The following is a 16186-nucleotide window of genomic DNA, read 5'->3' on the forward strand; positions in this document are numbered from 1 at the left end:
TGCAAATGTAAAACGCTTTTCAAAATCTCACAAGCTTTTTTTAAACTTTTTTTTCAAACTCTCGTTTTACTTTATTACTTATTATTAGCCTGTATTTCTTAGAACGTTTTCGCTGTTGCGGGTGCAAAAGTAGAACCTTTATTCGATTAAACAATAGATTTTATCTACTATTTTTGATTTATTTTTTAATCAATTGAAAACCTGATGCTTATTTTTAAAAGTTTTTTAGGTTTGTAGGAGTTTGGACAGACGAACACCATGATTTATGGCTTTTCGTAAAGATTCGCTAAAGGGGTTTCCTGAATTTAGTGCAAAAAAGTTCTTTTTACCTCAATCCCATAGCCCTGACCTGCCTGCCGGCAGGCAGGTAGTAGCGAAAATCCTTGTTTGCCGGCGTTCGGTAAACAAGATTGTAGCCGATAGCAGGAAAAAGCTCCAAAAAAAACCACTCTTATATATGTATAGAGTTTCAAAGAAGACATAAAAAAACCTGTCTCATTTAGAACGAGACAGGCCTTATAATTTAAACTAACTCTGTTTAACTTTATTATTTAGTCGAAAATTTGAAAGCAGTTTTAGTTTTGTATGTTTCTCCGGGATTTAAAACCGTAGTTGGGAAAGCTTTTTGATTAGGTGAATCTGGATAATGTTCGGTTTCTAAACAAAGACCCGTTCTGTGTGCATAGGTTTTCCCATCTCTTGTTGGCAAAGTTCCATCTAAGAAGTTACCAGTGTACAATTGAATTCCTGGTTCATCTGTATACACTTCCATCACTCTTCCGCTTACAGGCTCATAAACTGAGGCAGCAAAACGGAAACCTTTATCCTGATTATTTAACACCCAACAATGATCATAACCTTTTCCTCTTTTTAATTGCTCGTTAGCCACTTCAATATCTTTACCAATCGCTTTTGGTGTTCTGAAATCGAATGGTGTACTAGCAACATCATCCAACTTACCTGTAGGTATCAAAGTTTCATCAACCGGAACTAATTTATCAGCATCAATAGTGATTACGTTATCCAAAATCGTTTTTGAAAAATCACCTGAAAGATTGAAATAAGAATGTTGAGTCAAGTTCACCACTGTCTTTTTATCAGTAGTAGCTTCATAATCTACTTCTAAAGTATTATCAGACTTTAAAGTATAAGTTACAAAAACCATTAAGTTTCCAGGGAAACCTTCTTCCATATCTTTTGAAACATATTTTAACTTTAAAACACCATCAGCTCCACCTTTAACTTCAACAGCTGTCCAGATTGCTTTATGAAAACCCATTGGTCCACCATGTAAACTATTAGGACCGTCATTAGCAGCCAATTTGTATTCCACTCCATCTAAAGAAAATTTAGCTTTACCAATACGATTTCCGTATCTTCCAATTAAGGCTCCAAAAAACGGATTATCTTTAGTGTATTGTTCGAAATTATTAAACCCAAGCACCACATCTTCAGAAACACCTGCTTTGTTTGGCACTTTTAGAGAAGTAATAATTCCACCATAGGTCATAATATCTACTTCCATCCCTTTTTGATTTTTCAGCTTATAGCTTTCAATCTTTTCTCCTTTGGTCGTAGTACCGTACTCTGATTTTTCAATGGTTACACTATCTTTTTCAGCAACATTTTGTTCTTGGTTTTCTTTCTTATCCCCTTTACATTGAACAGAAAGTCCCACTGTAGTAGCAACTACTAAACTTAAGACACAACTTCTTAATAAATTCATATTTTTTATTTTATTGGTTAATAGAAGAAGTCATAAAGCTAAAAAGAATTTCCTTTCAACTTTATGACTTTATTATTTTAGTTCCTAACTAAGATTACAATCCCGTTTGAAATAAATGGTAGTAAGCTTCATTTGCATTCAAAGTTTCTTTGAAAGAACGAATCTTAGTATCGTTATCGATTACTACTAATTCGATTCCTGCAATATCAGCAAAATCTTCCATAAACTCAGTAGTTACCGCTTGACTGTAAACTGTATGGTGAGCACCACCAGCTAAAATCCAAGCAGTAGCAGCGATATCCAAGTTTGGTTTACAATCCCAAAGTACACGAGCTACCGGTAATTTTGGTAAATCAGCCATTGGTTTTACAGCAGTTACTTCGTTAACGATTAAACGGAAACGAGTTCCCATATCTACCAATGAAACATTGATTGCATCACCTGCAGGTGAATTGAATACTAAACGAACAGGATCTTCTTTTCCACCAATTCCTAATGGGTGAATTTCGCAAGAAGGTTTTCCGTCAGTAATCGAAGGACAGATTTCCAACATGTGAGAACCTAAAACATACGATTTCTCAGGTGTAAAGTGATACGTATAATCTTCCATGAAAGAAGTTCCTCCTTCAAGACCAATGTTCATTACTTTTAAAACACGAACCATAGCAGCCGTTTTCCAGTCACCTTCTCCACCAAAACCGTAACCATCAGCCATTAAACGCTGAGTTGCAATACCTGGTAATTGTTTTAATTCTCCTAAGTTCTCGAAAGTATCAGTGAAAGCACCAAAACCACCTTCTTCTAAGAAAGCTCTTAAACCTAATTCGATTTTAGCAGCATCTAATAATGATTGTCTTTGCTCTCCTCCTACTTGTAATTTTGGAGCTAAATTGTATGATTCTTCATAAACAGCTACTAAAGCATCTACTTGTGCATCAGTAACTAATTTCATTTTATTAACGATATCAGACGAGTCGTATCCGTTTACAGAAACTCCAAAACGAATTTGAGCTTCCACTTTATCTCCACAAGTTACAGCAACTTCACGCATGTTGTCACCAAAACGCGCTACTTTTAAGTTTTGCATTTCGTCCCAACCTAAAGCTACTCTTGTCCAGTTCCCTAATTTTTGTTGAACACGTACATCTTCCCAGTGACCTACAACCACTTTACGTTTTTTACGCATTCTTGACATGATGTAACCAAACTCTCTATCTCCGTGAGCTGATTGGTTTAAGTTCATGAAATCCATATCGATAGATGCCCATGGAATTTCAGCATTGTATTGTGTATGTAAGTGACATAATGGTTTTTTAAGAATACTCAAACCATTGATCCACATTTTAGCTGGTGAGAAAGTGTGCATCCAAGCAATAACTCCAATACAGTTTTTGTTTGTATTTGCTTCCAAGCAAATATCAGTAATCTCACTAGGAGATTTTGCTACCGATTTGTAAACTACTTTTACAGGAACGTGAGATGAAGCATCGATTCCTTTAGCAATAGCCTGAGAGTGAACAGCAACTTGTTTTAAAGTTTCTTCTCCGTATAAATTTTGGCTACCTACTACAAACCAAACTTCTTTTTTAGAAATATCTATCATTTTTTATTTATTGTTTAATCGTTTATTTATGTGTTTTTGAAATCAAAATTTACTGTCCGTAATACGAATCTTTTCCGTGTTTACGTTCGTAATGTTTTTTAATTAAAGAATCCTTCAATCTTGGAGCAGCCGGATTAATTTGCAAAGTCAAATAAGCCATTTCAGCACAAACCTCTAATACTTTAGAGTTATAAACTGCTTTAGCTGCATTTTTCCCCCAGGCAAATGGACCGTGATTTCCAAGTAAAACCATTTCTACTTCTTCATAAGAAAGATTTTTTTCTTTGAAACAATCCAAAATCTGGATTCCTGTATTGTGCTCGTAGTTTCCTTCGATAAGATGATCAGCCATTGGAGCAGCACATGGAATATCAGCTGTTAAATGATCCGCATGAGTAGTTCCAAAAATTGGAATATCTCTTTGAGCCTGAGCCCAAGCCACTGAATAAGTAGCGTGAGTATGAGCAATCCCACCGATATTTGGCCAGTGTTTGTACAAATAAGCATGAGTTTTAGTATCAGAAGAAGGACGTTTGTCTCCTTCGATAATGTTATTATCAAAATCAACAATAACAATATCCTCAGCTTTTAAATCTTCATAAGGCACACCACTTGGTTTAATAGCAAAAACGCCATTTTCTCTGTCAACAGCACTTACATTTCCAAAAGTATATACTACTAAATTCAATTCATTTAGTTGCATATTAGCTTCGTAGCATTCTTGTTTTAACGCTTGAAATTTTGAACTCATCTTATTTATTATTTTGTTATTGATTCAACGAACTGACTTAATTCTGAATAAGAATCCATCAATTCCTGGTATTTTTCAATTTTATCAGCCTGAGGGAAATATTCGCTTTCAAAATCACTTCCCATTTTTTTAGCCGCTTCAATTACATTTGGATAAATTCCGGCAGCCACAGCAGCATAAATAGCAGCTCCTAAAGCAGGCGCCTGATCAGAAGCACAAACTTTAATTGGTTTGTTCAGTACGTTAGCCAAAGTTTGCATGATAAATGGCGATTTTCTAGCCACACCGCCAATTCCGATAACGCTATCAATACGAACACCTTCTTCCTCAAAACGATCTACAATTTTCTTAGAACCAAAACAAATTGAGTTGATTAAGGCTTTGAAAATATGTGGTGCTTTCGTTCCTAAAGAAAGATTCGTCATTGCACTTTTCAATCCTTGATTAGCATCCGGAGTTCTACGACCGTTTACCCAATCCAGCGCCGTTGGAATACTTTCTGACAACGGAATTGCTTCTGCCTGTTCGGTCAAAGTTTTGATGAAATTAGATTCTACCTCTTCTTTCAACTTAGCTTTTTGCTCAGCAGATAAAACTTCAGAAGTATACACTAAATTATTCAAAGGCCATGACAAAGTATCTTTGAACCAAGCCAAAACATCTCCAAAAGCAGATTGTCCTGCTTCTAAACCGATGTATCCAGGAATCACAGAACCATCAACCTGTCCGCATATTCCTTTCACTGTTTTACTTCCCACAGCTTCTTGAGAAGCCACAATAATATCACAAGTTGAAGTTCCCATTACACGAACTAATGCATGCTCATCAATTTTAGCACCTACAGCTCCTGAATGTGCATCAAAAGTTCCAACAGCAATAATAGTATCGGTAGTTAATCCTAATCTTGTTGCCCATTCCTGGTTTAATTTTCCGGCAACTAAATCTGAAGTATAAGTTTCATTGTATAATTTCCCTCTTAATTGAGCCAAATAAGGATCTAATTTTGTCAGGAATTCTTCCGGTGGTAAACCATTCCAGTCTTCGTGCCACATTGCTTTATGCCCTGCTGCACAACGGCTTCTTTTAAAAGTAGCTAAATCTTTATCGTCAATTAACAAGAAAGTCATGTAATCACAGTGCTCCATCCAAGAGTGAGCTGCATTTTTCACCGCTTCGTCTTCACGAACAATGTGTAGAATTTTTGCCCAAAACCACTCAGAAGAATAAATTCCTCCTTCATATTTGGTAAAATCTTCACCTCCCCAGGAAGCAGCTAATTCATTGATTTCGTTCGCTTCGTTGATAGCGGTATGATCTTTCCACAAAATCATCATCGCATTTGGATTATGCTCAAATTCTTTGGTTAAAGATAATGGAGTACCATCGACAGTTACAGGAATCGGAGAAGAACCTGTAGTATCGATACAGATACTTTTTATTTCTGATGGATTAACATTTGCCTGAGCAACAACTGATTTAATTGTTGATTCCAATCCCTCAATATGATCCAAAGGATGCTGACGGAATTGATTAATTGACGGATTACAATATTCATTGTTTTTCCATCTCTTATAATGACAAACGTCTGAGGCTAATTCCTGCCCGTTTTCGGTATCAATTAATACGGCACGAACTGAGTCTGAACCGTAATCTAAACCTATTACATAATTTTTCATCTTCATTTTTTAAAATATGGCTACAAATATATAATAAAAAAACATTAAGTGTACCACTTACACTTAATGTTTTTATTAAATTTTTAATAAATTTAGTTAAATTATTTTTTGACTAAAATTAGCCATTAAAATTTCAACTATTTCAACTTTAATTTCAATACTACAAAAGAATAAGCTGGCATATTCACAACTGCTTTTTTCCCAGCTGTTTTATACTCTTTTTCAACAGGAATAATTTTTGTTGGCTCCGCCAAAGTATTATAATCATCTAACTTTTCATGAGTCAGCACAATCATTTTTCCTTTAGACTCTACTCCATTTCCTGACAAATTAATCGAAAGACCCTGAACTTTAGCTGAAGTATTTACCAATTTCACAATCAGTTCTTTTTGGTTCGCATCTTTGGCTGCCGAAGCATACAAATCATTTTGTCCTGTCAGGGCTTTTCCATCCTTAGTGATTGATAAAACATCTGTTCCTTTATTATTAGAATACAATTTTTGTACATAATAATTAGCCGTTCCGTAAGAATTCAAATTATCAAACCAAATCATATCAGGAGCCCATTGATAAGCCTCAACATGAGCCATTAAAGGCGCATAAGAAGTTAAATGAACCACATCGGCATTACGCTCTAAACCAGTCATAAATGCTGATTCTGAAAGTGCTGACAACCAGTTATTTTCTTTCATTCCGTCTTCAACTCCTTTTGGATGTGCTGCATATTCACCTGCGAAAACCTTAGGTCCTTTACGGTCATAATTATCGTAACGTGCAGCATTATCTTTAAACCAATCCGGATTTTTATAATAATGTTCATCAATAATTTCGGCATTCATTTGTTTCAACTCCTCCCATCCATAATCAAACATTACTCCATCAGGTGAAGGTCCTGAACCGGAAACAATCGTTATGTTTGGGTATTTGGCTTTTATAGCTGCTGCAAAAACTTTATATCGTTCAATATATTGTGGCCCCCACTGTTCGTTACCCACACCGATGAACTTCAGATTAAATGGTTTAGGATGTCCCATATTGGCACGTAATTTTCCCCATTTAGTAGTTACAGCGCCATTGGCAAATTCAATTAAATCCAAAGCATCCTGAACATAAGTATCTAATTCTTCCATAGGCACTAATTCACCTGAATTATACTGACAGGCAATCCCACAACTTAAAATGGGTAAAGGTTGCGCACCTAAATCTTCTGAAAGCTGGAAATATTCAAAGAAACCTAAACCAAAAGACTGGAAATAATCAGGAGCTTGCTTGTTTTTAAACTCCACATTCCATCGATTAATCATCGTTTCACGGTCTTCAACAGGTCCAACTGTTTTTTTCCATTGGTATCTGTTATCCAAAGTCATTCCTTCAACAATACAACCTCCTGGAAATCGGATAAAACCCGGTTTCAAATCGTACAATAACTGAACAATATCTTTTCTCAAACCATTCTTTCTGTTTTTCCAGGTCTCCTCAGGAAAAAGTGAAATCATGTCTAAATCGATAATTCCAGTTCCTTCAAAAGTAATTTTCAATTGGGCTTTCGCTTCTGTAGCTGTTGCTGTAAGCTGAACCGAATAATTTTTCCATTCAGCAGCTGTTGGCGTAATTGCCGTTTCTCCTAAAACATTTTTGTTAGCATCTATAAATTGGATGATTATCTTTTTGATTGCATTATCATGATTGGCTGCTTTTAAAGAAAGATTGTATTTCGCATCCTTCTTAATTCCCATCCCCCTGAAACCTTCATTAATAATTTGGTATCCTTTATCATTATTAATTGTAACTCTGCAAAAATCATCATTCTTTTGATTTTGATTCGCTCGCATCGGCAAGGCTAATCCAGAATCTTTGTTCATGGAATGCGTGTTGCTATTAGGTTGCAACCATCCCATCATCGGTGCATTAAATTCAAATGAGCGGTTTTTTACCATTTCGGCATACAAACCACCATCAGCAGCAAAATTGATATCTTCAAAAAAGACACCGTACATCGTAGGTTGAATTTTGGCTACCGACTTTGTCAAATCGACATTAAGATTTGTTTTTTGAGCATTTGCTAAAAAACTACTCAATAATAAACCGTAAAAGGTTGTTTTGGTTAATAAATTCATTTTCATGTATTAATCGTGCTTTTTTAGAATAAGAATTAACAAGGACAAATTTCACATAAAGATAAAATTTGCCCTGTATACTTTTTAATTATATTCGAAAACTGGTCTTCCGTTTTCATCAAAATTTAATTTCATCATTCTCGCATGGCGATTAGGATCGTATAAAGGATCTGCAATGATTTCTTTCAAAGGTCTTTTATCTGATGCAGGCACTACTTTTGGATCACCAACCGCTTTTTCATAATCTCTCGCATGATAAATTACTAATGGTGCTCCGTTTTTATCAATTGTAAAAGAGTTATGTCCGGGACCATAAATTCCTTTTGACACATCGGTTTTTAATACCGGATATCTTGATTTTTTCCAGGAATTTCTGTCTAATAAATCAGCATTTTCATCTGCTTCCATCATTCCCATAGCGTAACATGCACCTGTAGCACTTGCCGAAAAAGTAATATAAATTTTTCCTTTGTTTTTAATTACAGCCGGACCTTCATTTACCCAAAAATCGATGCGTTCCCAATCATAATCCGGAGTAGTTAGCATAAACTGAACTGTTTTTAGTTTTATAGGAGATTCCATTTCGGCTAAATACAAATTAGAAGCAGCGAACTGTCCACCGGTTTTTTCTGCCCAACAGAAATAGCGTTTGCCTTGATGTTCAAACACAGTACCATCTAAAGAAAAATCAGTAAAACTTTTTGGATCTGCATCAGCAGCCTGCATTTGTCCCAACTCAATCCACTTGTCATGCAAAGGATCCTGACCTGTACACTCCAAAACATATGGTCTTAATTTCCAAATATCGTCTTCTTGGCTTGCTGCAAAATACACATACCATTTTCCATCTAAATAATGAATTTCAGGAGCCCAGACATGACGACTCATCGGGCCACTTTTATGTTTTTCCCAAACCCTAAAAGTTTCAGCATTTTGAAGTTCTTCAATAGATTTGGCACGTCTTAACTCTATGGCATCATAGGTAGGAATTGACCCTGTAAAATAGTAATAGCCATCGGTATGCTTGTAGATAAATGGGTCTGCTCTTTGCAACACAATTGGCTTATTATTTTGGGCTTTTGTTTCGGTACAGAAAACGATACTGACCAAAACAAGAGCTGACAATGCTAGTTTTTTAAATGTATTTGTTTGCATGTTATACGTTATAGTTTGATTAAAATTTATTTGAAAGGAATCCAGAAATCCCACCTCAACCAACTTTTTCTTTATTAAAAAATGTCAGGCTTTATAAATAGGGCCAGAAATCGGAATCCCATTTTATTTCTTTTATCAGCAAAACAGATTTCCCATTTTGTTGCGCATCATAGCCATGATAGACCAAATAATCTACGCCATCAAAAGTATAAGCACTATTATGGCCTACGCCAAAATAATTTTCATCTCCTTTTATTAGAATAGTACCGCCCCCCTGACTTAGTAAATTTCCCTCTTTGTCTACATATGGTCCGCTAACCGATTTGGATCTGCCTACAGCAATTTTATAGGTACTTTCTTTGCCTTTACAACACAAATCCCAGGAAGTAAACAAATAATAATAGTTGTTTTTCTTAAAAATAAAAGGCGCTTCAATAGCTGAATTCCCACCTGACAAAGCCGTATTTTTACGTTTAGCAATCGAATGCCATTCCTGTGGTTGGGCAATAGATAGCAAATCGGAATTCAATTTCACCATTTTTATTCCGTCCCAAAAAGAACCAAAAGACAACCAAGGCGTATTATTATCGTCAATAATCACATTCGGATCTATGGCATTCCACTCGTCTCTGTTGGGATAAGATTGCAGCAGAATTCCATGGTCTACCCATTTAAAATTCGAATCATTTGCATTCAAAGTAACATTAGTAGCCACTCCAATGGCGGAAGTATTTTTCCCAAAAGCTGAAATCGAATAATACAAATAGTATTGATTCTTGTGAAAAATAATATCTGGAGCCCAAATATGATTTCCAAAATCTGGTACAACCTTGTCTGTCCAAATTGGTTTTTCAGGAAAAACTGCTGGTTCTGATTTCCAATTTTTCAAATCGGTTGAACTTAAACATTTTATTCCTTTTCCAGTACAAAATAAATAATACGTATCCTTTTCTTTAATGAGTACCGGATCATGAACGGAAATGCTTTGTGCTTTTGATATAATAAATACCAAAAACAGTAATACGGAATAGTAATATTTAGTGCTATAAAAATTCATCTTTTATTCCTGAATTCCCTCTGAGGTCATAACAACACGTTTCATTGTTCCATCCGGATTGTAATACAAACGATCTACACAAACCGAACGTCTGAAACTTCCACCTTCTGTAGGGATTACACCATTATGATATATAAAATACGATTTGCCTTTAAAGTCAATAATCGACTGATGATTGGTATTCGAATTACCGGCCACCTCGTTCAAAATACCTTTGTATTCCCAAGGTCCATTGATGGATTTACTCATTGCATAAGCTATTTTTTCAGGAAACTGATAAGCATACGATAAATAATACCAGTCCTTTTTTTTATGTATCCAAGGCGCTTCGGTGAAATTTGGCAAATCGATGATTTGCATTGGGCCATCCATTTCAATCATGTTTTCTTTCAATTTCACATAATTACATACGGTATTTCCCCAAAACAAATACGCCTGACCATCGTCGTCAATCCAAACTGATGGATCAATATCATCCCAACTAATGTTGGTTTTGGTTGTCATATCATTCGTAATTAATGCCTTCCCTAAAGCATCTTTAAAAGGACCGGTTGGGCTGTCAGAAACAGCAATTCCGATTGCTTTTCCATGGATTGTACCATGTGTAATAGCCACATACCAATAGAATTTTCCATTTCTTTCAATTACCTGTCCAGCCCATGCATCTCCTTTTGCCCAAGCAAAATCGGAAGTTTTTAAGGGAACTGGATGTTCTTGCCAATGCACCATATCAGTAGTAGAATAAACTAACCAATCGTTCATTCTATAGGATTGTACCCCTTTTTCTGGCACATCATGTCCGGTATATAAATACACCTTATCTTTATAGACTAAAGCGGCCGGATCAGCAGTGTATTTATCCGTAATAATGGGATTGTTCATTTTCAGCGATTGCTGATTTGTATTTGTTACAGTATCTTTTACAGCAGCTGTTTTACAAGAAACAACTGCTGATAAAAGACCTAAACCACATGCTATATTTTTAATTCTCATATGATATCATTTAGCTTCTAACATTACAACTGAAAAAGCAGGTAAAGTAATTTCTAACTTTCCTTTGGATTTTTTAAATCCTTTGAATTCTTTAGGTTCAATAGTATTTGGTTTATCAAAGGAATTGTAGTCCTGTAATTTTTTAGAAGTCAAAATTGTTCCTGTGAAATTTTTCAAGCCAAGTCCGGCCAAATCAATCTCGATTTTGTTTTCTTTTTTGGAATCAATGTTTACCAATGAAACATGCACCAATCCGTTTTTGTCTTTTGAAGCCGAAGCTGAAATTGCAGGCAGACTTTTACCTTCAAAAGTATACATCGGCGAATTAAAACTAACAGGCAACAACTCGGCATCCTGATGCACACGATACATTTTCATCACATGATACGTAGGAGTCAAAATCATTTTTGCTTTATCTGTCAAAATCACCGCTTGCAACACATTAACACATTGTGCCAAATTAGCCATACGAACACGATCAGCATGGTTGTTGAAAATGTTTAAGGAGGCACCTGCAATCATGGCATCACGCATCGTATTTTGTTGGTACAAAAATCCAGGATTAGTTCCTTTTTCTACTTCGTACCAGCCCCCCCATTCATCAACAGCCATAGTTACTTTCTTCTGCGGATCATATTTATCCATAATCGCAGCATGTTTTGTAACCAATTCTTCCATTTTTAAAGCCGATTTCATCGTTTCAAAATATTGATCTTCGGTATAATCGACAGCATCACCTTTTTTATTCCAATTGATAACAGCATAATGATGCACTCCTAAACCACCTAACATGTTTGTTGGAATATTTTTCATCAAAACTTCTGTCCAATTATAATCTGCGCTATTAGAACCTGAAGCAATACGTGTCAGACCTCCTGTATTTTCCCAATCAGACATGAAAGTCGCATATTTTCGGTATTCCCCAGCGTAATAATCGGCTGTCATATTTCCACCGCATCCCCAGGCTTCATTTCCTACTCCCCAGAATTTTACTTTCCAAGGTTCCTTTCTTCCGTTTTTGATACGCAAGTCACTCATTGGGCTTTTCCCGCCAAAGTTTACATATTGTACCCAATCAGCCAATTCTTGAACGGTTCCACTACCGATATTTCCTGCCAAATAAGGTTCAGCTCCCAGAACTTCGCATAAATTTAAAAAATCATGTGTCCCAAAACTATTATCTTCCGTAGTTCCACCCCACCATTTGTTTACAATGGTTGGACGGTCTTCTTTTGGCCCAATACCATCTTTCCAATGATAGGTATCTGCAAAACAACCTCCTGGCCATCTTAAATTTGGAATTTTTAAATCTTTTAACGCCGCAATAATATCATTTCGTACTCCATTAGTATTTGGAATTTTAGAAGTATCACCCACATAAAATCCTCCGTAGATACATCTCCCTAAATGTTCTGCAAAGTGACCATATATATTTTTGTTAATGGTAATTGGTTTCTCCTCCTTTTTAAAACTAATTACTGTTACCTCTTTTTGAGAAAAAATGAATTGGCTACATAAAGATAGAGCCAACAATAAGAACAGATTTTTTTTCATTCTGATTTTTTATTTTTGATTGGTTATAAGTGTGTTTTTAACATTTGTAAATGTAATTAAAAAATATCTATAAAAACAAATTAATAACAAGCCTATTTTTGAACAAATAACCCCTTCGGAATTGAAAGGGTTATTTTGTATAATTAATTAATTTTTTTACCCCAAACAGGTCTACCGTCAGCAGTTAGTCCGGAATAAGTAATCGTAACTTTTCTAGTTGAGGATTCCCAATCCCAGGCATCACTTACTTTACATTTAATACCGTTAACCGTTAAAGTCTTATTGGCACTATCATAAGACCAGGTTCCCGTAATAGCTCCACTTACTTTTTTGTCGGCAGTTAAATTAATCGTAACCGATTTCTGAATGGTTTTATATTGGTAATTCATAATGATTTGCTCCCAAGTACCAATAAAAGAAGCATCAGTAATAGAGGTTTCAGGAACAGCGGCATAACGCTCCGGATCTATTACAGGCCAGCCATCTTCAGTCCACTTAATCGTTCTCACATGCCCCATCATAATAGCATTTGAAACATTAATTCCAGGTACTCCTTCCGGTAAACGACCTTGAGAAGAATAATACCATTGTTTAGTATCGGGATTTTGAAAAACGGCACAATGTGAAATCCCCACCCATCCAGTATGATTATTAAATCCATAAGGATGCGTAAGCATTGGCCAGCAATCGGCGCCATTAGTTACATTGGCGCCATTTATTCCATAATACGGACCAGTTATCGTTCTGGAGCGGGCAACGCGTGTATTGTAAGCAACAGAAAGTTCATCATAAGCCATAAACAAATAATAATATTGTGTATCAGGATTGTAAATAATTTCTGGACCTTCCGATGCCTGCCAACGACTAGTAGCATTTCGTGTTGCAATGCGTGTCCCATAATCTGCTAATGTTTTTAACTGATAAGGTTTCCCTGTTGTTGGATCTAATTTTACAACAGCAATTCCCGAATGCCAGGAGCCATAAATCAAATATTGATCTCCTTCTGGTGTTTCAATAAAACTAGGGTCAATAGCATTGTACTTAAAATAGGCGTTTTCCCAATTTCTTGCACCTGTGAACGAATAAGGTTTTACTCCATCCGGTTCTGAACAAATTACCATTCCCTTATCGGTCCAAACATTAGAAGCTAAGTCATCTGTTTCTGCTAAACCAATAAAAGCCCTTTCTGACCATGACGTATCAAAACTAGTTCCTACAATAGGATTATCTACCACAATACTATAATACATACGGTATTTTTTCCCTACTTTTCGCACACAAGGAGCCCAATATCCATAATTTGGATTATCAATAGGTGGTAAAGCCGGATTCATTCTAGCTCTTTTGTTATTCAAAGAATCTTTAACCCAAGCCGGAGCTGTAGTCATAGTAGATCCCATAAATTCCCAATTGACTAAATCTTTAGAACGACGGTAAAAAAAATGTCCATGTCCGTCGTGTGCATTTCCATAAGAAGCATCGGTTTGATACATATAATAATATTCTCCCGATTTCACTACCGATGGATCGTGAACGTTAGCTAAATTCCATTGCGACCTTGTATTCCAAGATGCAATTGATGAGTAATTATCGGCATAAGTAGGTCCTTTAAATGTGACAGGAGGTACAACAACTACAGGAGGGTCTACCGGATCCGGAGTTGTTGCATCATCACCACTCGAACAAGCTGTTACTAATACTACTAAACCTATAACCGTCAAATATTTTTTTAATCTTAGAATTGATTTTAAATCTTTCATACTTTCATTTTTAAATTTTCTTTCCACACAACTATCCTTTATCATTTAGTAGTTTTTCATAAAATTCTTTACACTAAAAATTTCATCAGCTGGATAAATTTTAGTTTCAATCTTGCTTTCAAACTTCAATAAGATTATAACACCATAATGGTTAATTCCTAAAAACAGGGACCATTATGGTGTTTTACAAATACTAACTATGAAAAAAATTAATAACTATCGTTTTGAATTGTACCCGGATTATTATCTCTTTCTAATTGTGGAATTGGGAAAAACTCTCTTCCCGGTGCATAAGAATTAAACTCAGCATCTCTTGATTTTAGCCAAGCTAATTTTGCTTCATCCTGCAACCATCCCCAACGACGAATGTCATCAAAACGGTGTCCTTCTAAAGGAAATTCTAAGAATCTTTCATGACCAATTTGATCCCTCATTTGTGCTTGAGTCATATTTGGTTTCACTGTTGCTAAATTTGGCAAACCTACACGGCTTCTTACCATTTGTATATAAGTATAAGCTCCCGGAGTATCTCCTGTTTCATTTAAACATTCTGCATACATCAATAAAACATCAGCATATCGCATTAAACGTTCATTAATACCTGAACGCCAATCAAACTCATTTACTTTTTGTCCATCAGAATTTTGATATTTTCTACAAAACAAATCGTTCAAATCTGCTGTATTAGAGGCGTACTTTGTAGCAAAATCTACTCCGTATAATTGCATTCCTCCGGGTTTATTATAAAACATAGTAGCATCTAAACGTGGATCGATTGTATTAGCAGTAGTTTTTTCGATTTGATATTCATTAAATAAGGTCCAGGTAGGTTGCACATCTGTAAATCCAAAATCTCTAGGACCATAAGTAATTGCTCTGGCCGAAGTTTTTCCCCAACCTGAAGCAGGAGCACCTCCCCAACCTAGGTCAACTCCACCTGCTTCTCTACTAAATTGCACTTCAAATATAGATTCTGAATTGTTCTCATTGGTTTCCGTAAAATTATCTCTGTAATTAGACACTAATGAATAAACCCCTAAATCAATTACTTCTTTAAAAGTATCGCGTGCATTAGTGAAATCTTTAGTAAACAAATAAGCTTTTCCTAAATACCCCAATGCAGCACCTTTAGTAGCACGTCCTTTTTGACCAACATCTAAACCACTTACATTATCATATGAAACCGGTAGTAAGTCTGCAGCCATTTTAAAATCGGCTATCACCTGAGCCCAACCCTCAGCTTCCGTTTTTTGAGGATAAATTGCAGCTAATTGAGTGGGAACTGGTACATTTTTAAACATATTTACCGCATGAAACAAATACAATCCTCTCAAGAAATAAGCCTGGCCTAAGATTCTGTCTTTTAACGCAGTATTTTCAAAATTAATTCCTGGAACATTAGCTAAAACCTGATTTGCTCTAAAAATACCCTGATAATAGGTTTCAAAAGCCCAACCATAAATAGCTGCATCACTAACATTAGAATTAAATTTACCTACATTAGCCATTGCTGGCCATGGACTATTACTTCTACAATCATCGCCTTTTAAATCTAACAATAAAGGGGTACTTCTCATATAAGTTCCATCTGTCAATAAACTTCCATAGGCAGCATTTACTCCTAATAAAGCATCACTATCCGTTTTCCAAAAAGAATCTACTGCTTTATTATTTGGATCAACCTGTATTAAATCTTCATTGTTTACACAACTAGTTGTTATTATTGCCATCGAAAAGATTCCGGCTAAATAATTATATATTTTATATTTCATTTTGATTCGTTTTAAATTAATC

At 35.6% G+C, this 16186-nt stretch carries 11 protein-coding genes; all 11 read right to left on the bottom strand.

The features are described from left to right. Positions 1-547: 547 nt before the first annotated feature. On the bottom strand, positions 548-1726 hold the full coding sequence (locus AAEO59_RS14155) for an aldose epimerase family protein (protein WP_341701402.1): 1179 nt from the start codon (positions 1724-1726) through the stop codon (positions 548-550). A gap of 94 nt (positions 1727-1820) precedes the next feature. Beyond that, a complete protein-coding gene (araA, locus tag AAEO59_RS14160; protein ID WP_055090117.1) occupies positions 1821-3329 on the bottom strand; it encodes an L-arabinose isomerase in 1509 nt (502 codons plus the stop codon). 49 nt (positions 3330-3378) lie between these two features. Next, a complete protein-coding gene (locus tag AAEO59_RS14165) occupies positions 3379-4080 on the bottom strand; it encodes an L-ribulose-5-phosphate 4-epimerase (protein WP_341701403.1) in 702 nt (233 codons plus the stop codon). Positions 4081-4088: 8 nt separating this feature from the next. Beyond that, entirely contained in the window at positions 4089-5756 is a 1668-nt protein-coding gene (locus AAEO59_RS14170; RefSeq protein WP_341701404.1) for a ribulokinase, read from the bottom strand. A gap of 137 nt (positions 5757-5893) precedes the next feature. Beyond that, positions 5894-7879, bottom strand: a complete 1986-nt coding sequence (locus tag AAEO59_RS14175; RefSeq protein ID WP_341701405.1) for an alpha-L-arabinofuranosidase C-terminal domain-containing protein — start codon at positions 7877-7879, stop codon at positions 5894-5896. A 78-nt stretch (positions 7880-7957) separates the two neighbouring features. Then, positions 7958-9028, bottom strand: a complete 1071-nt coding sequence (locus tag AAEO59_RS14180; protein ID WP_341701406.1) for a glycoside hydrolase family 43 protein — start codon at positions 9026-9028, stop codon at positions 7958-7960. A 91-nt stretch (positions 9029-9119) separates the two neighbouring features. After that, complete coding sequence (locus AAEO59_RS14185; protein ID WP_341701407.1) at positions 9120-10085, bottom strand: arabinan endo-1,5-alpha-L-arabinosidase; 966 nt, start codon at positions 10083-10085, stop codon at positions 9120-9122. A 3-nt stretch (positions 10086-10088) separates the two neighbouring features. Further along, on the bottom strand, positions 10089-11072 hold the full coding sequence (locus tag AAEO59_RS14190) for a glycoside hydrolase family 43 protein (RefSeq protein ID WP_341701430.1): 984 nt from the start codon (positions 11070-11072) through the stop codon (positions 10089-10091). Positions 11073-11084: 12 nt separating this feature from the next. Next, positions 11085-12632: an alpha-N-arabinofuranosidase gene (locus AAEO59_RS14195; protein WP_341701408.1), complete on the bottom strand. Its 1548-nt coding sequence runs from the start codon at positions 12630-12632 to the stop codon at positions 11085-11087. Positions 12633-12775: 143 nt separating this feature from the next. After that, a complete protein-coding gene (locus AAEO59_RS14200; RefSeq protein WP_341701409.1) occupies positions 12776-14392 on the bottom strand; it encodes an arabinan endo-1,5-alpha-L-arabinosidase in 1617 nt (538 codons plus the stop codon). Positions 14393-14601: 209 nt separating this feature from the next. After that, a complete protein-coding gene (locus tag AAEO59_RS14205; protein WP_341701410.1) occupies positions 14602-16164 on the bottom strand; it encodes a RagB/SusD family nutrient uptake outer membrane protein in 1563 nt (520 codons plus the stop codon). Positions 16165-16186 lie beyond the last annotated feature (22 nt).

This window comes from Flavobacterium flavipallidum, assembly GCF_038289905.1.
Taxonomy (GTDB): domain Bacteria; phylum Bacteroidota; class Bacteroidia; order Flavobacteriales; family Flavobacteriaceae; genus Flavobacterium; species Flavobacterium flavipallidum.

Excerpts from the sequence above, each read along its gene's own strand:
- AAEO59_RS14155 (WP_341701402.1), bottom strand. The coding sequence starts at position 1,726 with ATGAATTTATTAAGAAGTTGTGTCTTAAGTTTAGTAGTTGCTACTACA.
- araA (WP_055090117.1), bottom strand. The coding sequence starts at position 3,329 with ATGATAGATATTTCTAAAAAAGAAGTTTGGTTTGTAGTAGGTAGCCAA.
- AAEO59_RS14165 (WP_341701403.1), bottom strand. The coding sequence starts at position 4,080 with ATGAGTTCAAAATTTCAAGCGTTAAAACAAGAATGCTACGAAGCTAAT.
- AAEO59_RS14170 (WP_341701404.1), bottom strand. The coding sequence starts at position 5,756 with ATGAAAAATTATGTAATAGGTTTAGATTACGGTTCAGACTCAGTTCGT.
- AAEO59_RS14175 (WP_341701405.1), bottom strand. The coding sequence starts at position 7,879 with ATGAAAATGAATTTATTAACCAAAACAACCTTTTACGGTTTATTATTG.
- AAEO59_RS14180 (WP_341701406.1), bottom strand. The coding sequence starts at position 9,028 with ATGCAAACAAATACATTTAAAAAACTAGCATTGTCAGCTCTTGTTTTG.
- AAEO59_RS14185 (WP_341701407.1), bottom strand. The coding sequence starts at position 10,085 with ATGAATTTTTATAGCACTAAATATTACTATTCCGTATTACTGTTTTTG.
- AAEO59_RS14195 (WP_341701408.1), bottom strand. The coding sequence starts at position 12,632 with ATGAAAAAAAATCTGTTCTTATTGTTGGCTCTATCTTTATGTAGCCAA.
- AAEO59_RS14200 (WP_341701409.1), bottom strand. The coding sequence starts at position 14,392 with ATGAAAGATTTAAAATCAATTCTAAGATTAAAAAAATATTTGACGGTT.
- AAEO59_RS14205 (WP_341701410.1), bottom strand. The coding sequence starts at position 16,164 with ATGAAATATAAAATATATAATTATTTAGCCGGAATCTTTTCGATGGCA.